19 protein-coding genes and 1 other RNA gene are annotated in these 19,926 nt (G+C 64.9%); 13 read left to right on the top strand and 7 right to left on the bottom strand.

Going from position 1 to position 19,926, the window contains the following annotated elements:
* Positions 1–63: 63 nt before the first annotated feature.
* Positions 64–444, bottom strand: a transfer-messenger RNA (tmRNA) gene (ssrA, locus tag GRB80_RS15260).
* Positions 445–484: 40 nt separating this feature from the next.
* A complete protein-coding gene (gene smpB, locus GRB80_RS15255) occupies positions 485–976 on the bottom strand; it encodes an SsrA-binding protein SmpB (protein WP_161424102.1) in 492 nt (163 codons plus the stop codon).
* 127 nt (positions 977–1,103) lie between these two features.
* Between smpB and GRB80_RS15250 the strand changes: the two genes are divergently transcribed.
* Complete coding sequence (locus tag GRB80_RS15250) at positions 1,104–1,538, top strand: type II toxin-antitoxin system RatA family toxin (protein WP_132042140.1); 435 nt, start codon at positions 1,104–1,106, stop codon at positions 1,536–1,538.
* Between the two features lie 3 nt (positions 1,539–1,541).
* Complete coding sequence (locus tag GRB80_RS15245; protein ID WP_161424101.1) at positions 1,542–1,838, top strand: RnfH family protein; 297 nt, start codon at positions 1,542–1,544, stop codon at positions 1,836–1,838.
* Positions 1,839–1,891: 53 nt separating this feature from the next.
* On the opposite strand, the gene GRB80_RS15240 is transcribed toward GRB80_RS15245, so the two are convergent.
* Entirely contained in the window at positions 1,892–2,317 is a 426-nt protein-coding gene (locus tag GRB80_RS15240) for an outer membrane protein assembly factor BamE (RefSeq protein WP_202597241.1), read from the bottom strand.
* A 72-nt stretch (positions 2,318–2,389) separates the two neighbouring features.
* On the opposite strand from GRB80_RS15240, the gene fur reads away from it, so the two are divergent.
* Entirely contained in the window at positions 2,390–2,836 is a 447-nt protein-coding gene (gene fur / locus GRB80_RS15235) for a ferric iron uptake transcriptional regulator (RefSeq protein WP_161424099.1), read from the top strand.
* A 154-nt stretch (positions 2,837–2,990) separates the two neighbouring features.
* Here the strand turns inward: fur and recN are convergent, their stop codons facing one another.
* Positions 2,991–4,664 carry a DNA repair protein RecN gene (gene recN, locus GRB80_RS15230; RefSeq protein ID WP_132042136.1) on the bottom strand — a complete coding sequence of 558 codons (1,674 nt, stop codon included), beginning with the start codon at positions 4,662–4,664 and terminating at the stop codon, positions 2,991–2,993.
* Positions 4,665–4,937: 273 nt separating this feature from the next.
* On the opposite strand from recN, the gene grpE reads away from it, so the two are divergent.
* The 3 genes from grpE to dnaJ all read left to right on the top strand — a co-directional run bounded on the left by grpE (position 4,938) and on the right by dnaJ (position 8,880).
* Positions 4,938–5,567, top strand: a complete 630-nt coding sequence (grpE, locus tag GRB80_RS15225; protein ID WP_132042135.1) for a nucleotide exchange factor GrpE — start codon at positions 4,938–4,940, stop codon at positions 5,565–5,567.
* A 125-nt stretch (positions 5,568–5,692) separates the two neighbouring features.
* Positions 5,693–7,624 (top strand): molecular chaperone DnaK, encoded by a 1,932-nt coding sequence (gene dnaK / locus GRB80_RS15220; RefSeq protein WP_132042134.1) that lies wholly within the window; start codon positions 5,693–5,695, stop codon positions 7,622–7,624.
* A 104-nt stretch (positions 7,625–7,728) separates the two neighbouring features.
* On the top strand, positions 7,729–8,880 hold the full coding sequence (gene dnaJ, locus GRB80_RS15215) for a molecular chaperone DnaJ (protein WP_132042133.1): 1,152 nt from the start codon (positions 7,729–7,731) through the stop codon (positions 8,878–8,880).
* A gap of 93 nt (positions 8,881–8,973) precedes the next feature.
* Here the strand turns inward: dnaJ and GRB80_RS15210 are convergent, their stop codons facing one another.
* Positions 8,974–9,903 (bottom strand): HNH endonuclease, encoded by a 930-nt coding sequence (locus tag GRB80_RS15210; protein ID WP_161424098.1) that lies wholly within the window; start codon positions 9,901–9,903, stop codon positions 8,974–8,976.
* Between the two features lie 80 nt (positions 9,904–9,983).
* Positions 9,984–10,949 (bottom strand): magnesium/cobalt transporter CorA, encoded by a 966-nt coding sequence (gene corA, locus GRB80_RS15205; RefSeq protein WP_132042131.1) that lies wholly within the window; start codon positions 10,947–10,949, stop codon positions 9,984–9,986.
* 179 nt (positions 10,950–11,128) lie between these two features.
* On the opposite strand from corA, the gene GRB80_RS15200 reads away from it, so the two are divergent.
* From GRB80_RS15200 to greA, 6 genes are all read left to right on the top strand, one after another.
* A complete protein-coding gene (locus tag GRB80_RS15200) occupies positions 11,129–11,407 on the top strand; it encodes a DUF2218 domain-containing protein (protein WP_132042130.1) in 279 nt (92 codons plus the stop codon).
* Complete coding sequence (locus tag GRB80_RS15195; RefSeq protein WP_240721685.1) at positions 11,404–12,318, top strand: DMT family transporter; 915 nt, start codon at positions 11,404–11,406, stop codon at positions 12,316–12,318. Before GRB80_RS15200 ends, GRB80_RS15195 begins: the two co-directional genes overlap by 4 nt.
* A 57-nt stretch (positions 12,319–12,375) precedes the next feature.
* Positions 12,376–13,182 (top strand): 4-hydroxy-tetrahydrodipicolinate reductase, encoded by an 807-nt coding sequence (gene dapB / locus GRB80_RS15190; protein ID WP_132042129.1) that lies wholly within the window; start codon positions 12,376–12,378, stop codon positions 13,180–13,182.
* A 406-nt stretch (positions 13,183–13,588) separates the two neighbouring features.
* Positions 13,589–14,737 (top strand): glutamine-hydrolyzing carbamoyl-phosphate synthase small subunit, encoded by a 1,149-nt coding sequence (gene carA, locus GRB80_RS15185; protein WP_132042128.1) that lies wholly within the window; start codon positions 13,589–13,591, stop codon positions 14,735–14,737.
* A 70-nt stretch (positions 14,738–14,807) separates the two neighbouring features.
* Positions 14,808–18,038 carry a carbamoyl-phosphate synthase large subunit gene (gene carB, locus GRB80_RS15180; RefSeq protein WP_132042127.1) on the top strand — a complete coding sequence of 1,077 codons (3,231 nt, stop codon included), beginning with the start codon at positions 14,808–14,810 and terminating at the stop codon, positions 18,036–18,038.
* A complete protein-coding gene (gene greA, locus GRB80_RS15175) occupies positions 18,035–18,511 on the top strand; it encodes a transcription elongation factor GreA (RefSeq protein WP_132042126.1) in 477 nt (158 codons plus the stop codon). The genes carB and greA overlap by 4 nt, the downstream gene beginning before the upstream one ends.
* A gap of 212 nt (positions 18,512–18,723) precedes the next feature.
* Here the strand turns inward: greA and yhbY are convergent, their stop codons facing one another.
* Complete coding sequence (gene yhbY, locus GRB80_RS15170; RefSeq protein WP_132042125.1) at positions 18,724–19,050, bottom strand: ribosome assembly RNA-binding protein YhbY; 327 nt, start codon at positions 19,048–19,050, stop codon at positions 18,724–18,726.
* A 168-nt stretch (positions 19,051–19,218) separates the two neighbouring features.
* Here yhbY and rlmE point away from each other — a divergent pair, with 168 nt between their 5' ends.
* Positions 19,219–19,878: a 23S rRNA (uridine(2552)-2'-O)-methyltransferase RlmE gene (rlmE, locus tag GRB80_RS15165; RefSeq protein ID WP_240721684.1), complete on the top strand. Its 660-nt coding sequence runs from the start codon at positions 19,219–19,221 to the stop codon at positions 19,876–19,878.
* Positions 19,879–19,926: the final 48 nt, after the last annotated feature.

Genomic DNA, 19,926 nt, shown 5'->3' with positions numbered 1-19,926 from the left:
GGGCCCGAAGGCCCCTGTTCATGCGGTTTCTGGCGTTTCTTGGTAACTCCTGAAACCTGTGGTTGGTGGAGGCGGCGGGAATTGAACCCGCGTCCGCCAGCACTCGCCCATTGGCTCTACATGCTTAGATTCCGTCATTTGATTTAACGCGACTGGCTCCGACGGTCAGGATCCAGCCTCGCGATTCCTCTGAAGTTTAACGATCGGCAAGAGGACGCTACCGATCGCGATCCCATCATTCTTGGCTCGTATCCCCTCCGTGATGAATGGGCACATCACTTCGGGGCCGGACTAGAAGCTAGCGGCTATTAAGCTGCCAGCGCGCCCTGAGCGTAGTTGTCGTCGTTTGCGACTATTTAGTCGTGATGTTGGATTTACGAGATACATCACGCTCTCGGCATGCACCGCAGGGGTTGTCACCGGCGTCGAAACCATGTCGCCCCCTCAACGTCCATCCTAACAGGATGTTGCTTGATATGACAGGTCAGCCCCGATTTTGTTCCCGCATGATGCGTCCCTTCTGACGCTGCCAGTCGCGGTCCTTCTCGGTGGCGCGCTTGTCGTGCAGTTTCTTGCCGGTCACCAGCGCCAGCTCGCACTTCACTCGGTTGCCCTTCCAGTAGAGCTTGAGCGGCACACAGGTGTGCCCCTTGTCCTGGGTACGCGAGAAGATCTTGGCGATCTCCTTCTTGTGCAGCAGCAGCTTGCGGGTGCGCGTGGGATCGGCCACCTCGTGGGTGCTCGCGGTGTTGAGCGGCAGGATATGGCTGCCCAGCAGCCAGGCCTCGCCGTTCTTGACCAGGATATAGGTATCGGTGAGCTGGGCCTTGCCCGCCCGCAGACTCTTGACCTCCCAGCCCGCCAGCACCAGGCCGGCCTCGAAGCTCTCCTCGATGTGGTATTCGAAGCGCGCCTTCTTGTTCAAGGCGATGACGTTGCTGCCGGGGCCCTTGCCCTTGCCTTTCTTGTTGGCCATGAAACCTCGTATCGTGTCTTGTCCGTGGCGGCTTCCTCCGAGATGTGGGGGAAGCGTGGTACCATTCAAGGCCTGAAATGACGGCCCATGATACGCCCTGGGCACCGTGAAGTCAGCGAGGAGCGCAATGCCAACGGTTAACCGAACCGCCATGGTGCGGCATACCCCCCAGGAAATGTTCGATCTGGTCAATGACTTTGAGCGCTACCCGGAGTTCCTGCCGGGCTGCCGCCGCGCCCGCCTGGTGGAGCGCGACGAGTCACACCTGATCGGCGAGATGACGCTGGGTCGGGCCGGCATCGAGCAGAGCATCATGACCCGCAACGATCTAATCGAACCCGAGCGCATCGAGATGTCGCTGGTCAGCGGCCCCTTCAAGCGCCTGCGCGGCCGCTGGCTGTTCACCCCCATGGGCGAGAACACCTGCAAGGTGAGCCTGGAGATGGAATTCGAGTTTGCCAATCGCCTGCTCGGCATGGCCTTCGGCAAGCTCTTCCAGCAGGTGGCGGGGCAGCTGGTCGACTCGTTCACGCGCCGTGCCAACGATCTCTACGGGCGCTGAGGCATGGCCGAGATCGATGTCGAGGTCGCCTTCGCCCTCCCGGAGAAGCAGCGCATCATCGCTCTGCGGGTGCCGCTCGGCACCACGGCAAGCGAAGCCGTGGCACTGGCCGACCTGCCGTCACACTTTCCCGAACTGCCCGCCGAGGCCTTCACTGCTCCCGACCTGGGGCTGTTCGGCAAGCATCTGCGCGCGCCCGAATCCCATCGGTTACGCGCTGGTGACCGGGTCGAGGTCTATCGTGCACTGATCATCGACCCCAAGGCCGCCCGCCAGGCCCGCGCCAACACCAGACGCTGACGCCCCGCCGGGCGGATACTCGGCGGGGCGTCGCTTGGCCAGGCTGGCTGCTATCAGCGCTGGTCGGCGGGAACGGCGTTGGGGGTCGCCAGCGGCGTGCTGGTGCCGGCGTCCGGTGATGGACCACTCTCGCCCTGGCGCATCTCGATCGCGCCGTCGAGATCCCCTTCACGCTGGATATCCACCAGGCGGTTGCCATCGAAGGTCAGGGTGACGCGACGGCGCTCGGTGCCCTCGTAGGCCTTGTCCAGATAGAAGAGGTAGTCCCACTGGCTGGCATCGAAGGGCGCCTCCAGTAGCGGGCTGCCCATCACATAGATGACGTCATCACGCGTCATGCCGGTGCGCAGCTGGCCCACCATCTCGGCGGTCACCAGGTTGCCCTGGGGAATGTCGCGCTTGTAGACCCCGAAGTAGCTGCAGCCGCTGGCCAGCAGCAGGGCGACGGTAAGGGTGACGATTTTGGTCAACTTTTGCATTTGCGCCTGTTCTTCACTATCGTGGTTTCGGTCGATCATACCCGACCCTACCCGTTACTGCGAAGAGCTACCATGGCCGACCAGAACCATGAATTACGCAAGGCCGGTCTCAAGGTGACCCTGCCACGCGTCAAGATTCTGCAGATCCTGGAGAATGCCCAGGGTGAACACCATTTGAGCGCCGAGGATGTCTACAAGACCCTGCTGGATGCCGGAGAGGATGTGGGACTGGCCACCGTTTATCGTGTGCTGACCCAGTTCGAGGCCGCGAACCTGGTGGTTCGCCACAACTTCGATGGTGGCCATGCGGTGTTCGAGATCTCCCAAGAGGAACACCATGATCATATGGTGTGCCTCGAGAGCGGCGAGATCGTCGAATTCTTCGACGAGGTGATCGAGCGTCGCCAGCAGGAGATCGCCGAGGAGCATGGCTACGAGCTCGTCGATCACGACCTGGTACTCTATGTCCGTCCGCGTGGCTCCAATGCGACCCGCCTGGATGGTCCGCCGCGCAAGTAGTCGTGCTCGTATGCCGGCGACGCCAGCCTGAGGCAGCGCCAGTCTGAAACAGCGCCAACCACAAACACCACGGCCCCGATCAGTGATCGGGGCCGTGGTGTTTGTGGGCCTATTATCCTCGGCCGGTACTCACTGTTCGGCGGTCAGGCAGCGATCAGTGGTGGGGGTGCTGGCTGGCATCGAGCATCTCCCGGGCATGAGCCAGGGTGCGATCGGAGAGGTTGACCCCGCCCAGCATGCGCGCCAGCTCGCCGACCCGGCCGGCTTCATCGAGCAGTGCCATGCGGGTCAGGGTGGTGTCGCCCTCGGCCTGCTTCTCGATATGTAGATGGCGGTGGGCCTGAGCCGCCACCTGGGGCAGGTGGGTCACCGTCATCACCTGCCCCTGCTCGCCGAGCCGGCGCAGCAGCTGGCCGACGATCTCGGCGGTGGCGCCGGAGATACCCACATCCACTTCGTCGAACACCAGGCTGGGGATGGTGGAGTGGCGTGCCGCCACCACCTGGATCGCCAGGCTGATGCGTGACAGCTCGCCCCCCGAGGCGACCTTGGCCAGTGGCCGTGCCGGCTGGCCGGGGTTGGCGGCAATCAGGAAGCGCACGCTGTCCAGCCCCTCGGCGGCGGGCGTCTCACGCTCGCTCACCTCGACCTCGAAGCATGCCTTGCCCATGGCCAGGAAGGTGAGCTGCTCCTGCACGGCCTCGCCGAAACGTGCGGCCGCCTGGCGGCGCGCCTCGCCTACCTCCCGGGCCAGGCGCTTCCACTCCTCGCGCAGGGCCTCGACCTCGGCGGAGAGGCTGTCCAGGTCCTGATCACCCTCCTCGAGGGTCGCCAGTTCGGTCCGCAGGTCCTGATGCAGCGCCAGCAGCTCCTCGGGCATCACATGGTGCTTGCGCGCCAGGCGGTGCACGGCCCCCAGGCGCTCATCCACCCAGGCCAGGCGCTCGGGGTCGAGCTCGGTATCCGCGGCGAGGTGGGTCAGCTCGCGGGCCGCCTCCTCGACCTGGATGCGCGCCTCCCCGAGCATGGCCAGCGTCTCCGCCAGGCGGCCGCGGTCGCAGCCAGGCAGCGTTTCGAGCCGAGTAATCGCCTGGGTGAGGCAGCTGATGGCACCACCCTCGTCATTGTCGCAGCACTCGCTGGCGAACTGTGCCTCGCGCAGGCGCTCCTCGGCGTGGGCCAGCTCCTCCTGCTCCTCCTCCAGGGCCTTCAGTTCGCCCTCGGCGAGGCCCAGCTGGTCGAGCTCCTCGACCTGGTAGCGCACCAGCTGGCGGCGGGCGCTCAGCTCGTCGCCATCCTCGGCCAGGCGCTTGAGCCGTCGCCGAGCGGCCTGCCAGGCGCGAAAGCGCTCGGCCATGCTGGCGACGGTATCGCGATGTCCGGCGAAGTCGTCGAGCAGGCGCAGATGGGTCTCCTCGCGCAACAGCTGCTGATGGGCATGCTGCCCATGCACCTCGATCAGGTGCTCACCCAGGCCGCGCAGATCGGCGATCGTCACCGGCTGGCCGTTGATCCATGCCTTGGAGCGGCCGTTGGCGCTGATCACTCGCCGCAGCAGGCAGTCGTCGCCGGGCAGCTCCCGGGCGGCCAGCCAGTCGCGGGCCTGGGGCAGGTCGGTGATATCGAAGCGGGCGGAGAGGTCGGCGCGCTCCCGGCCGTGGCGCACGCTGGCGGCATCGGCGCGTTCGCCCAGGCAGAGGCCGAGGGCCCCGAGCAGGATCGATTTACCGGCGCCGGTCTCGCCGGTGATGGCGGTCATGCCGCCGGCGAGCTCCAGTTCGAGATGGTCGACGATGGCGAAGTCGCGAATGGCAAGTTCCGTCAGCATGGTGTCTCCCCGGGCGGGCCTGTCTGCTGTCTACTGTTCATGCATACAAGATTTGAGTTTTTATACAGTAGTTCAGGGCTCCCGACAATGCACGGTCGGTTGTTGAAACCTGGTTGTAAAACGAGTCGAAGCGCGAGTCGAAACGTGATGCCTTGAGTTCCGACGAGGCGTCCCCATATAACGGGCATAACCGTTTCACGTAGCCATACATGCAGCATCGGCGCCCTCGCGACGCCATTTTTGCACCCAAGACAAGCGCTTCAGGAGAGACCCATGGCCCAAGACCCCCAGACCCCGCTGGACGAGGAGCTCAAGCGCCACGAGGAGGAGGCAGAGCCCCAGGCCCAGCCTGAGCTCGTGGAAGGCGAGCTGGAGGACGCGGCTGAGGCCGTTGATCAGGCCGACCAGGCGGCAGTGGAGAGTGACAACCCCGAGGCCGAGGTACTGGCGGCCCGCGTCGAGGAGCTCGAGCAGAGCGTGGCGGAGGCCAAGGACCAGGCGCTGCGCGCCGCCGCCGAGGCCCAGAATGTACGCCGCCGTGCCGAGCAGGACGCCGAAAAGGCGCGCAAGTTCGCCCTGGAGAAGTTCGTCAAGGAGCTGCTGCCGGTGGTCGACAGCCTCGAGAAGGCGCTGGAGGCCATGGCCGACGGAGCGAGCGAGAGCCATCGCGAAGGTGTCTCCATGACCCTCAAGCTGCAGCTCGATGTGCTCGGCAAGTTCGGCGTCGAGGTGGTGGACCCCGCCGGTGAGCCCTTCGACCCGCAGTACCACGAGGCCATGGCCATGGTGCCCAACCCCGAGCTCGACCCCAACAGCGTGATGGAGGTGGTCCAGAAGGGCTATCTGCTCAACGGTCGCCTGGTGCGTCCGGCCATGGTGGTGGTCAGCCAGGCTGCCGGCTGAGCGGCAACAAATCCGGGTCGCAGGGCTTGAAAAGTTCTCCACGGCCCCCAGATAGAAAGCAACTCCGCGGCGCAGGCCGCTGAATACCACTCCTGAATACATCACACGACTTTCGAGGATTTCCTATGGGACGCATCATTGGAATTGACCTTGGCACCACCAACTCCTGTGTCGCCGTGCTCGACGGTGACAGCGCCAAGGTGATCGAGAACGCCGAGGGTACCCGCACCACACCTTCCGTCATCGCCTACACCGACGACGGCGAGACGCTGGTGGGCCAGTCGGCCAAGCGCCAGGCGGTCACCAACCCCGAGAACACCCTGTATGCCATCAAGCGCCTGATCGGTCGTCGCTACAAGGACGACGTGGTCCAGAAGGACATCAAGATGGTGCCCTACAAGATCGCCGAGGCCGACAATGGCGACGCCTGGGTCGAGGTGAAGGGCAAGAAGCTGGCACCGCCCCAGGTCAGCGCCGAAGTGCTGAAGAAGATGAAGAAGACCGCGGAAGATTACCTGGGTGAGGAAGTCACCGAGGCGGTCATCACCGTGCCGGCCTACTTCAACGACAGCCAGCGCCAGGCCACCAAGGACGCGGGTCGCATCGCCGGGCTCGAGGTCAAGCGCATCATCAACGAGCCGACCGCGGCGGCGCTGGCCTACGGCATGGACAAGTCGCGTGGCGACAAGACCATCGCGGTCTACGATCTGGGCGGCGGCACCTTCGATATCTCCATCATCGAGGTGGCGGATGTCGACGGCGAGACCCAGTTCGAGGTGCTGGCCACCAACGGTGACACCTTCCTGGGTGGTGAGGACTTCGATCTGGCGCTGATCAACTACCTGGTCGACCAGTTCAAGAGCGACAGCGGCATCGACCTGTCCGGCGACACCCTGGCCATGCAGCGCCTCAAGGAAGCCGCCGAGAAGGCCAAGATCGAGCTCTCCAGCGCCCAGCAGACCGACGTCAACCTGCCGTACATCACGGCCGACAACACCGGTCCCAAGCACCTCAACGTCAAGGTGACCCGTGCCAAGCTCGAGTCGCTGGTCGAGGACCTGGTCAAGCGCTCTCTCGAGCCCTGCAAGACCGCGCTCAAGGATGCCGGCCTATCCGCCTCCGAGATCGATGACGTCATCCTGGTCGGTGGTCAGACCCGCATGCCCATGGTCCAGCAGTCGGTTGCCGACTTCTTCGGCAAGGAGGCCCGCAAGGACGTCAACCCGGACGAGGCCGTGGCCGTGGGTGCTGCCATCCAGGGCGGCGTGCTGGGCGGCGACGTCAAGGATGTGCTGCTGCTCGACGTCACGCCGCTGACCCTGGGCATCGAGACCCTGGGTGGCGTGATGACGCCGCTGATCGAGAAGAACACCACCATCCCGACCAAGAAGACCCAGACCTTCTCGACCGCGGATGACAACCAGACCGCCGTGACCATCCACGTGCTGCAGGGTGAGCGCAAGCAGGCGGGCGGCAACAAGTCACTGGGTCGCTTCGACCTGGCCGACATTCCGCCGGCACCGCGCGGCGTGCCGCAGATCGAGGTCGCCTTCGACCTGGACGCCAACGGCATCCTCAACGTGTCCGCCAAGGACAAGGCTACCGGTAAGGAGCAGTCGATCGTCATCAAGGCCTCCAGCGGTCTCTCCGACGACGAGATCGAGCAGATGGTCCGGGACGCCGAGGCCCACGCCGACGAGGACAAGAAGTTCGAGGAGCTGGTTCAGCTGCGCAACCAGGCCGATGGCATGGTCCACGCCGCACGCAAGACCGTGGAAGAAGCCGGTGAGCACGCCACCGACGAGGAGAAGGAAGCCATCGAAAGCGCCGCCAAGGAGCTGGAAGAGGCTATCAAGGGTGACGACAAGGACGACATCCAGGCCAAGCTCGACAAGCTGACCGAGGCCTCCGGCAACCTGGCGCAGAAGATGTACGCCGCCCAGGCCGAAGCCGGCCAGCAGGAAGGTGCCGAGGCGGGCGACGCCGGTGCCAAGCCGGAAGATGACGTGGTCGACGCCGAGTACGAAGAAGTCAACGACGACCAGAAGAAGCAGTAAACCACGCATCTGAACGACGCATCTAAGCCATGGATGACACCAGCGCGGGGGCCTGACTCCCGCGCTGGTGTTTCCGAGGGACCGCGACGGAGGCGGACAGACCCATGTCCAAACGCGACTATTACGAGGTGCTGGGCGTAGAGCGCGGTGCCGATACCAAAGAGATCAAAAAGGCCTACCGCCGGCTCGCCCAGAAATTCCATCCCGACCGCAATCCGGATGATGACAGCGCGGCGGAGAAGTTTCGCGAGGTCTCCGAGGCCTACGAGGTACTCAGCGACGGCGAGAAGCGTGCCGCCTATGACCAGTTCGGTCATGCCGGCGTGGACGGCCAGGGCGGTGGCTTCGGCGGAGGCGGCTTCGGTGGCGCCGGGGCCGGTGGCTTCAGCGATATCTTCGGCGACGTGTTCGGCGATATCTTCGGCGGCGGCGGTGGCCGGCGTCACCCCAACGCCCCGGCCCGCGGCAGCGACCTGCGCTACAACCTCGAGCTCGACCTCGAGGATGCCGTGTCCGGCACCAGCGTGGATATCCGTGTGCCGCGCCATATCGAGTGTGAGCGCTGTGACGGCGAGGGTGCCGAGCCGGGCTCCAGCAAGGAGACCTGCCCGACCTGTTCCGGCCACGGCCAGGTGCGCATGCAGCAGGGCTTCTTCGCCGTGCAGCAGACCTGCCCGACCTGTCATGGCTCCGGCCAGCACATCAAGGTGCCGTGCCACAAGTGTCATGGCGAGGGACGTGTGCGTGAGACCCGCACCCTGTCGGTGAAGATTCCCGCCGGCGTGGATACCGGCGACCGCATTCGTCTCAACGGCGAAGGCGAATCGGGCGTCAATGGCGGCCCGCCCGGCGATCTCTACGTGCAGGTGGCGATCAAGCCGCACCCGATCTTCCAGCGCGACGGCCGCAACCTGCAGTGCGAGGTGCCGATCAACTTCGTCGATGCGGCGCTGGGTGGCGAGCTCGAGGTGCCCACCCTGGCGGGGCGGGTCAAGCTGAAGATCCCGGCCGAGACCCAGACCGGCAAGCTCTTCCGCCTGCGCGGCAAGGGCGTCAAGCCGGTGCGCGGTGGCGCACCTGGCGACCTGATCTGCAAGGTGGTGATCGAGACGCCGGTGAAGCTCAACGAAGAACAGAAGGAGCTGCTGCGTCAGTTCCAAGACAGCCTGGGGGGTTCCAGCAGTGCCCACCACTCGCCCAAGAAGAGCGGTTTCTTCGACGGCGTGAAGAAGTTCTTCGAAGATATGAAACCGTAACGGTTTCTTCCTGGCAAGCGCCTGGCAGGGCCCCGTCATCGAGAGGTGACGGGGCCCTGCTGCATTTCAAGCCATGACTCATCAAGGCATGACTCAGCGCCGCAGGTGATCCAGGCGCCAGGCCAGGGCCTCGGGGGCGGGCCGCCAGCGTTCATCCCTGGGCAGCACCAGCGGCTGGCGATCGAGGCGGCACAGCCAGTCGTTGTCCGCTACCAGATGATCCACCGCGGGGCTGACATGCCAGTGGTGATCCGGCCCCGGCGCGATCAGGTGGTTATCCATGGCCCAGTGCAGGTTGGGAGTCAGCGCCAGGCCGTTGCTCGGCCTGTCGTCCTGGGTAACGCTGAAGGGAATCAGGTGGGCCGCCTCGACCAGGTAGCGATAGTCGGGAGTGATATAGCGCAGCCGGCTGGCCGCACAGCGATAGTCGTAGGCTTCCAGTACCAGCGATCGAAAGGCGGCTGAGCGGGCGGGGACCGGGGCGGCCTCCTTGATCCCGTCGGCGAGTCGTTCCGGGTGCCGCTGGTAGTCGCCACTGGCCAGTTCGGTGTCGAGGTGGCTCATCAGGCGCTCAAGCGTCGCCTTGTCATCGCCAAGGTAGCGATGGGCCAGCAAGGAGCAGGCCTCGCGGGCGAGGTCGCTCTTCTGCAGGGCGGCGAACAGCTCGTCATCGAGCCGGGCGGAGCTGAAGCGCTCGAGCAGCTGATTCATCGACCTTGGCTGGCCCAGCTGGTCGGCCACGGGGGCCAGGCTATCAGCGTAATCGGGTGACCAGATTGGGCCCGCAGGCCCCCGGTCATTGCGAAGATGCCACAGCGGTAGCCAGGGGTTGGCCCTGTGGCGCTCACCGCTGACCAGTTCGTAAAGATCGTGATAGCGGGACAGAAGCCGAGGGTTGATCTGTACCCGGTGGGTGGTGATATGACCGCATTGAATCTCGCAGATCACCGCCAGCAGCAGGCAGGGCTTGTTGTAGGGGCTACCCGTGCGGAGATGATTGAGACAGGTCAGGCGTTCATCCATGTGCCCACTCCATGGGTTCTTCTCCATCGGTTTCACTACAGTTGATAAGCTATTACGTTAGGACATCCGCACAGACAGCGCTACAGCCACCCGGCGCGGCGGAAGCGTCGATAGAGGCCGCCGCAGGCGCCGCCCATGACCAGCAGGGCCAGGGGGTAGCCGATCCGCCAGTCGAGCTCGGGCATATGGGTGAAGTTCATCCCCCAGATGCCGGCGAAGATGGTGGCCACGGCGAAGATCGCCGCCCAGGCGGCGAGCCGCTTGTTCACCTCGCCCTCGTCGATGGCCACCAACGAGAGGTTCACCTGGATGGCGGTGATGATCATCTCGCGGATGGTGTCCACCGCCGACTCGATGCGGTGCAGGTGGTCGTAGACGTCGCGGAAGTATTCCCGGGTCTCGAGACAGAGTGCCGGTACTCGCCCGCCGAACAGATGACTGACCGCTTCGCCCAGCGGCATGGCGGCGTGCTTCAGCTGCATGGCCTGTCGCTTGAGCTGGTAGAGCCGCTCCAGGCTGGTGCGAGCCGACCCTTGAACGAAGATTTCGTCCTCGATGCTCTCCAGTTCCGCCTCCAGCGCCTGCACCACCGGGAAGTAGTGATCGACCACCGCATCCAGCAGTGCGTAGAGCACGAAGGCTGGGCCCTGGCTCAGCAGCGCGGGGTCGCTTTCGCAACGTTTGCGCACCTCGGCGAAGCCCTGGCCCGGATGCAGTCGCACCGATAGCACGTAGCCAGGGCCGGCAAATACCGCCACCTGGCCGGACTGCAGTTCGCCGTCGACCATGGCGACCATGTGCATGATCATGAACAGTGCCGAGTCATACTCCTCGAGCTTGGGGCGCTGGTCACCCTTCAGGGTGTCCTCCACGGCCAGCTCATGAAGGCCGAACGCCTCCTGGTAGTGTGCCATCTCCTGTGCGCTGGGGTCGTGCAGGGCCACCCAGACAAATCGGTCGGGCTGCCCCAGGTAGTCGCCGATCTGGTCGGGCTGGATATCGTGCAGGCGATGGCCCTTGTCGTAGACCACGCAGTTGATGAGCATTGGCTAACCCTCCCGGTCATGACTGGTGTCCTGGATAGCCCTAGTGTGCCAGGAAGTCGCCCGATGTGACTCCCGTTGGCGCCGGTAGCGTGGTGGGCAGCGTAGGCGGGGAGGGGGTGGCGTTCCACGAGGCGGCATCATAGTCTGAAGCCTCGACATTTCTGCAGAGGATAAGCGTTATGCCTATTTCACGCGCCGAGTTGCACGCCGAGGATGCGGCGGCCCTGATCGATCAGCTCTGCAAGCGCTGGGCCGGTGCCAAGGAGATAGATCGTGCCAGTGATCCGGTGCAGGTGATCTTCGAGGAGGGCAGTTGCTACCTGCAGGCCCAGCCGGACAAGCTGCTGGTGGTGGTGGAGGCCCTGGATGATGAGAGCCACGACGAACTCGAGCGCCAGGTGGACAATGCCCTGGATGAGCTCCGGGGCGTCGAGCTGGATATCGTCTGGGAGGCGTGAGCCAGAACGTCACCCTCCGTGGCGCCCATCTCGGCATGCTGGTGTGGGCCATTCTGGTAGGGCTCTCCTTTCCCGTGGTGGGGCTGATGAGCGAGCTGCCGCCGCTGCTGCTTACCGCCCTGCGCTTCGCCATCGCCTGCGCCGGCCTCTATCCGCTGGCCAGGCGTTCGGCGAACTTCGTGCCGCGTAGGCAAAGCCTGTTGCTCTATGCGCTGATGGGGGCATGCCTGGCCGGCTTCTTCGCAGCCATGTTCTGGGCCGCCCATCACGCCACGGCACTCTCCATGGCGACCCTGTATGTCACGGTACCGCTGCTGGCCTTTCTGTTGGGGCGAGGGTTGCGAGTGGAGGCCCAGGGCTGGCGGCTGCCGGCGATCCTCGCCCTGGGGGCCGTCGGTGCCCTGGGGCTGGCTGTTGCCGAGGGGTGGCAACAGGGCGGCGAGCTGAGTTTCGGCCTCGGCGAGGCGGTGTTCTTCGCGGGCTGCCTCTCCTCGGCGCTCTATCCGGTGCTTAGCCGCTGGGGGCTGGCCACCGGGCGTTTGCCGGAGTCGGCGGCGGTACGCACCTTCTGGAGCCTGGGGCTGGGGGGCGTGCTGGTCGGCGCGCTGGGACTCGCCACCGAGCCACTGGAGCATCTGGCGAACATGACCGCCCTGGATCTGGCGCTGCTGGTCTATCTGGGACTCTGCTCCAGCGCCCTGACCTTCTGGCTGATGCAGCGAGCCACCGCGGCGCTGACCCCGGGAGTGGTCACCGCTTACGGCTATCTGGTGCCCTTCGTCTCCATGCTGCTGCTATTCATACGCTCGCCGCAGCAGATCGGCTGGGTGTGGCTGCCCGGCAGCCTCACGGTCCTGCTGGCCATGGTGCTGCTGATGCGGCATGAGCGGCCCTCGCCACGGCTGGGATAGCCTTCGCTCTGATATACTCCGGTCATTCGCCAACCTACCGCTTACGCAGGAGTTCCTATGACCCGTATCGCCATCGTCGGTGTCGCCGGCCGCATGGGCCGCACCCTGGTCAAAGCCGTTCAGCAGGATGATGGCGCCACCCTGGCGGGGGGCATCGTCGAACCGGGCAGTACGCTGGCGGGAGCCGATATCGGCGAGCTGGCGGGAGTCGGCAGGCTGGGCGTGGCCGCCGTGGAGTCGCTGGAGGCCATCGTCGACGACTTCGATGTGCTGATCGACTTCACCGCCCCCCGGGTCACGCTGGCCAACCTGGCGTTCTGTGCCGAGCATGGCAAGCGCATGGTGATCGGGACCACCGGGCTTGCCGATGAGGAGCTGGCCACGCTGGAGGGCTACAGCGAGCGGCTGCCCTTCGTCTTCGCGCCCAATATGAGCGTCGGGGTCAATCTGACCCTCAAGCTCCTGGAAACCGCGGCCAAGGCGCTGGGCGACGAGGGCTATGATATCGAGGTGATCGAGGCGCACCATCGCCACAAGGTGGATGCGCCCTCCGGCACGGCGCTCAAGATGGGCGAGGTAATGGCCGATGCCCTGGAGCGCCCGCTCAAGGAGTACGGTGTGTATGAGCGTGTCGGTCAGTGTGGCCCGCGCAGCGACAAGGAGATCGGCTTCGCCACCGTGCGCGCCGGGGATATCGTCGGTGAGCATACGGTGATGTTCGCCACCGAGGGTGAGCGCATCGAGATCACTCACAAGGCCTCCAGTCGCATGACCTTTGCCAAGGGCGCGGTGCGCGCGGCACGCTGGGTCGCCGGTCAGGGCAACGGCCGCTATGCGATGCAGGATGTGCTCGGTCTGGAGTGACTCGGTCTGGGCTGACTCGGTCAGGGTGACCGGGTCAGTTGCTACCGGCTCCATGGGTGCAGGGCGAACGCAGATGGCAGCCCGCTCAAGGCTATTCCGGCGACAGGCCCCGGAGCGCCGGACCGTCGAGGGGGTGCTAATCGGTAGCTGCGATAACCCTGACCATGGTGGCGGGGGTAGTCGCCGGGCAGCGATTCCTGTAATATCCCTAAAATTTTGGCCGGGCGCATGGGTGAGAGCCCCTTCACAGCGCTTGTTGCTTCGGCCCCCAGAGTTCTGAGCACATCAGTTCCGAGCGAATGACAACAAGCGGGATGAAACCGGTCCATATCAGGTTTCATCCCGTTTTTTTGCGACTGGCGTACGGCGGCGCTGAGAATCCCTTGACGAGCAGGAGGACGTTACCTTGAACAGACCCGCGATACTGGCCCTGGAAGACGGCAGTGTGTTTCATGGCACGGCGATTGGCGCCGATGGACAGACCAGCGGTGAGGTGGTGTTCAATACGGCCATGACCGGCTATCAGGAGATTCTTACCGATCCCTCTTATGCTCGCCAGATCGTCACCCTGACCTACCCCCATATCGGCAATACCGGCGTCAATGCCGAGGACGTGGAGTCCAGCGGCATCGCCGCCGCCGGCCTGGTGATTCGCGACCTGCCGCTGCTGGCCAGCAACTTCCGCTGCGAGCAGACCCTCTCCGACTATCTCAAGAGCCAGAATGTGCTGGGCATCGCCGAGATCGACACCCGTCGCCTGACCCGCCTGCTGCGTGACAAGGGTGCCCAGAACGGCGCGATTCTGGCCGGTACCGAGGCCGAGGGTGAGGATGCCGTCGAGCGTGCACTGGCCGCCGCCCGTGACTTCCCGGGCCTTGCGGGCATGGATCTGGCCAAGGTGGTCTCCTGCAAGGCGCCCTACGAGTGGACCGAGGGCGAGTGGACCCTGGGCCAGGGCTACAGCGACGCCAGCCAGTGCGAGCGCCCCTTCCATGTGGTGGCCTACGACTTCGGCGTGAAGTACAACATCCTGCGCATGCTGGCCTCCCGCGGCTGCCGTCTCAGCGTGGTGCCGGCCCAGACTCCGGCCGCCGAGGTGCTGGCGATGAACCCGGACGGGATCTTCCTCTCCAACGGTCCCGGTGACCCCGAGCCCTGCGACTATGCCATCACGGCGATCCAGGAGCTCCTCGAGAACGGGATTCCGCTGTTTGGCATCTGCCTGGGGCATCAGCTGCTGGCGCTGGCCAGCGGTGCCAGCACCATGAAGATGAACCACGGCCACCACGGCGCCAACCATCCGGTGCAGGATCTCGATAGCGGCCGCGTGATGATCACCAGCCAGAACCACGGCTTCGCCGCCGACGAGGCCCAGCTGCCGGCCAATCTGCGTGCCACCCACCGTTCGCTGTTCGACGGCACCCTGCAGGGGGTCGAGCGTACCGACTGCCCGGCCTTCAGCTTCCAGGGCCATCCCGAGGCGAGCCCGGGCCCGTGCGACGTGGCGCCGCTGTTCGACCGTTTCGTCGAGATGATGCGGGCTCGCCGGGCCTGAGTCCGCACTTAGAGCCAGATTAGAGCCAGAGACACGTCACCACTCGTCACCTACTTCTGCGGGAAGCACCATGCCCAAGCGTACCGACATCCAGAGCATCCTGATCATTGGCGCCGGCCCGATCGTCATCGGCCAGGCGTGTGAATTCGACTACTCCGGCGCCCAGGCCTGCAAGGCGCTGCGCGAGGAGGGCTACCGGGTCATCCTGGTCAACTCCAACCCGGCTACCATCATGACCGACCCGGCCATGGCCGATGCCACCTATATCGAGCCGATCACCTGGCAGGCGGTGGAGAAGATCATCGAGGCCGAGAAGCCGGATGCCATCCTACCCACCATGGGCGGGCAGACCGCGCTCAACTGCGCCCTGGATCTGGACAAGCACGGCGTGCTCGACAAGCACGGCGTGGAGATGATCGGTGCCAATGCGGATGCCATCAACAAGGCCGAGGACCGTGACCTCTTCGACCAGGCCATGAAGCGCATCGGCCTGGAGTGCCCCAAGGCCAAGGTGGCTCACACCATGGACGAGGCCTGGGAGATCCAGGGCGAGCTCGGCTTCCCGGTGATCATCCGCCCCTCCTACACCATGGGCGGCTCCGGCGGCGGCGTGGCCTACAACAAGGAGGAGTTCGAGGAGATCTGTACCCGCGGCTTCGAGCTCTCCAACAACCACGAGCTGCTGATCGACGAGTCGCTGCTGGGGTGGAAGGAGTACGAGATGGAGGTCGTGCGTGATCGCAACGACAACTGCATCATCGTCTGCGCCATCGAGAACTTCGACCCCATGGGCGTGCACACCGGTGACTCCATCACCGTGGCCCCGGCCCAGACGCTGACCGATAAGGAATACCAGATCATGCGCGACGCCTCCCTGGCGGTGCTGCGCGAGATCGGCGTCGAGACCGGCGGCTCCAACGTGCAGTTCGGCGTCGACCCCAGGACCGGGCGCATGGTGGTCATCGAGATGAACCCGCGGGTGTCGCGCTCCTCGGCGCTGGCCTCCAAGGCCACCGGCTTCCCGATCGCCAAGATCGCCGCCAAGCTGGCCGTTGGCTACACCCTGGACGAGCTTTCGAACGACATCACCGGCGGCCAGACCCCGGCCTCGTTCGAGCCCTCCATCGACTACGTGGTCACCAAGATTCCGCGCTTCACCTTCGAGAAGTTCCCCCAGGCCAACGATCGTCTGACCACCCAGATGAAGTCGGTGGGCGAGGTGATGGCGATCGGCCGCACCTTCCAGGAGTCGCTGCAGAAGGCGCTGCGCGGCCTGGAGACCGGCAACGATGGCCTGGACCCCAAGGTGACTCGCTTCGACGCCGACGGGATGGCGCATATCAAGGGCGAGTTGCAGGCCGCGGGTGCCGAGCGCATCTTCTTTATCGCCGATGCCATGCGCGCCGGCATGACGCGCGACGAGATCTTCGCGCTGACCAATATCGACCCCTGGTTCCTGGTTCAGCTCGAGGACCTGATCGCCACCGAGGGCGAGGTCGCCAAGCGCTCGCTCTCCGAGCTCGACGCCCGCGAGCTGTTCCGACTCAAGCGCAAGGGCTTCTCCGACGCCCGCCTGGCCTCGCTGCTCGGCGTCTCCGAGAAGGAGTTCCGCAAGACGCGTCAGAAGGCCGGTATTCGCCCGGTCTACAAGCGGGTCGACACCTGTGCTGCCGAGTTCGCCTCGGACACTGCCTATATGTACTCCACCTATGAGGAGGAGTGCGAAGCGGAGGTCAGCGACAAGAAGAAGATCATGGTGCTCGGCGGCGGGCCCAACCGCATCGGCCAGGGCATCGAGTTCGACTACTGCTGCGTCCACGCCGCCTTCGCCATGCACGATGACGGCTACGAGACCATTATGGTCAACTGCAACCCGGAGACCGTCTCCACCGACTACGACACCTCGGATCGCCTCTACTTCGAGCCGGTGACCCTGGAGGACGTGCTGGAGATCGCCGACAAGGAGCAGCCGGTCGGCGTGATCGTGCAGTTCGGTGGCCAGACCCCGCTCAAGCTCGCTCGCGAGCTGGAGGCCGCCGGCGTGCCGATCATCGGCACCACCCCGGACGCCATCGATCGCGCCGAGGATCGCGAGCGCTTCCAGCAGATGATCGACAAGCTGGGCCTCAAGCAGCCGCCCAATGCCACTGCGCGCAGCTTCGACGAGGCCTTCGCCAAGGCCGAAACCATCGGCTATCCGCTGGTGGTGCGTCCCAGCTATGTACTGGGCGGGCGCGCCATGGAGATCGTCTATGACGCCTCCGAGCTCGAGAGTTACATGACCCACGCGGTCAAGGTCTCCAACGACTCGCCGGTGCTGCTCGACCACTTCCTCAATGCCGCCGTCGAGATCGATATCGACGCGGTGAGCGACGGCAAGCAGGTGGTGATCGGCGGCATCATGCAGCACATCGAGCAGGCCGGCGTACACTCCGGTGACTCTGCCTGCTCGCTGCCGCCCTACTCGCTGCCCAGCGAGGTGCAGGACGCGATGCGCGAGCAGGTCAAGCAGATGGCCGTGGAGCTTGGCGTCAAGGGGCTGATGAACGTGCAGCTGGCCTGGCAGGACGGTGAGATCTACATCATCGAGGTCAACCCGCGCGCCTCGCGTACCGTGCCCTTCGTCTCCAAGTGCATCGGCACCTCACTGGCCCAGATCGCCGCGCGCTGCATGGCCGGCACCACCCTCGAGGAGCAGGGCTTCACCCGCGAGATCGTGCCGCACTTCTTCAGCGTCAAGGAGGCGGTCTTCCCGTTCAACAAGTTCCCGGGGGTCGACCCAATCCTGTCGCCGGAGATGAAGTCCACCGGTGAGGTGATGGGCAGCGGAGACACCTTCGCCGAGGCCTTCTACAAGGCGCAGCTGGGGGCCGGCGAAGCGATTCCGCCGCTCTCCGGGCCGCGCAAGGCGTTCCTCTCGGTGCGTGAGCCGGACAAGGCGGGTGTTATCGAGGTGGCGCGTTCTCTGGTAACATTGGGCTTTACGCTGTGCGCGACCCGCGGTACCGCGGCGGCTCTCGAGGCCGAGGGTATCGATGTCGAGGTCGTGAATAAGGTCTTTGAAGGCCGCCCGCATATCGTCGATCTGCTCAAGAACGACGAGATCGCCTATATCGTCAATACCACCGAGGGTCGCCAGGCGATCAACGACTCCTCGGTGATCCGCCGCACCGCGCTGGCCCGCAAGGTTCCCTACGCCACCACGCTGGCGGGGGCGAACGCCGTTTGTCTGGCGCTCGAATATGGCAATGAGATCACGGTGCGGCGGCTACAGGAATTGCATGCAGGAGCTGCGCAATGAACAAGGTCCCGATGACGGTCGCCGGAGAGTCGCGTCTGCGCGAGGAGCTCGACCACCTCAAGGGCGAGGCGCGTCCCAGGGTGATCGCCGCCATCGCCGAGGCCCGGGAGCATGGTGATCTCAAGGAGAACGCCGAGTACCATGCGGCCCGCGAGCAGCAGGGCTTTATCGAGGGGCGTATCCAGGAGATCGAAGGCAAGCTCTCCAACGCCCAGGTGATCGATGTCACCAAGCTGCCCAGGACGGGGAAGGTGATCTTCGGTGTCACCGTGGAGCTGCTCAACCTCAACAACGACGAGGAGGTGACCTACCGGATCGTCGGCGAGGATGAGGCGGACATCAAGCAGGGCAGGATCTCCGTGACCTCGCCCATCGCCCGTGCCTTGATCGGCAAGGAGGAGGGTGATGTGGTGGTGGTCAAGACCCCGGGTGGCGACGTCGAGTATGAGATCTCGGGCGTCGAGCACCTCTAACCCAAGCTGGAAGGGCGGCGCTTCGCGCCTGGAAGCTTGAAGCCGGAAGAAAAAACACCCCGCAGCCATGGCTGCGGGGTGTTTGTCTCTATGGCCCTCAAGACCATCGCTGGCTTCCAGCTTCCAGCTTCCAGCTTCCAGCTTCCAGCTTCCAGCTTCCAGCTTCCAGCTTCCAGCTTCCAGCTTCCAGCTTCCAGCTCGCGCGAAGCGCGTCAGTGGCGCCCGTGGTGGTCCGCGTAGCGCTGGACGTTGGAAAGCTTCGGATTGGCCCTGGGGTTGGCGCGATAGAGCAGCGCCATCTTGCCGATCTTGTGGACCAGCTCGGCGCGGCTGGCCGCGACCAGCTCCTCGAGCATGGCCTCGCGCTCCTCGCGCTCCGGCAGGGCGAACTTCACCTTGATTAGTTCATGGTCGTTGAGGGCTCGGTCGAGTTCCGCCAGCACTCCCTCGGAGATGCCGTTCTCGGAGATCATCACCACCGGGTTGAGGTGGTGGCCGATGCTGCGAAATGCTTTCTTTTGTGCCTGTGACAAGCTCATGGTATCTTGCATCTTCTCGGTTGCGCGCAGCCAGTCATGGTACGCGCAAATCGTCACGCCGAAAACGTCTTCGGCGAAAGCGCCGTTTCAGCCGGCCACTCCTCGGCGCTCCAGTACCGTTTTTTCGCTCCGCGCCAAGTCTTATCCCGTTACGTCCCAGGTGATGCCGTGGCCCGTTCCCGCACCTCATCCCCCGCCTCTGGCAAGCACTCCGCAAGCAAGACCAGCAAGGGCTGGTTGAAGGAGCACTTCGATGATCAGTATGTGCAGCGCTCCAAGCTGGAGGGGTATCGCTCGCGGGCCAGCTACAAGCTGCTCGAGCTCGACGAGAAGGACCGTCTCCTCGTTCCGGGCATGACCGTGATCGACCTGGGGGCGGCCCCCGGTGGCTGGAGTCAGGTGGCCGCCGAGAAGGTGGGGCCCGAGGGGGTGGTGATCGCCTCCGATATCCTCGAGATGGATGCCCTGGCCGGGGTCGACTTTATCCAGGGAGACTTTACCGAGGAGGAGATCCTCGAGGCGATCCTTGCGACGCTGGGCGAGCGCCCGGTCGACCTGGTGATGTCCGACATGTCACCCAACATGAGCGGCATGGCCGCCATCGACCAGCCCCAGGCGATGTATCTGGTGGAGCTAGCGCTGGACCTGGCCGGCCAGACCCTGCGCCCCGGCGGCACCTTCCTGGCCAAGGTGTTCCAGGGCGAGGGCTTCGATGAATACCTGAAGGCGCTGCGTGGCGCCTTCACGCGGGTGGTGACCCGCAAGCCCGGCGCCTCGCGGGCACGCTCCCGCGAGGTCTATCTGCTGGCGCAGGGCTTTCGCGGTTGACCCGAGAGGTTGAGGCGCCGTGATAGCCCTGGCCTAACGGGGCGATTG

It is taken from the genome of Halomonas icarae (assembly GCF_009901955.1).
GTDB lineage: Bacteria > Pseudomonadota > Gammaproteobacteria > Pseudomonadales > Halomonadaceae > Halomonas > Halomonas icarae.
Note: the sequence above shows the minus strand (reverse complement) of the source record. Positions and strands in the feature narration are given on the sequence as shown.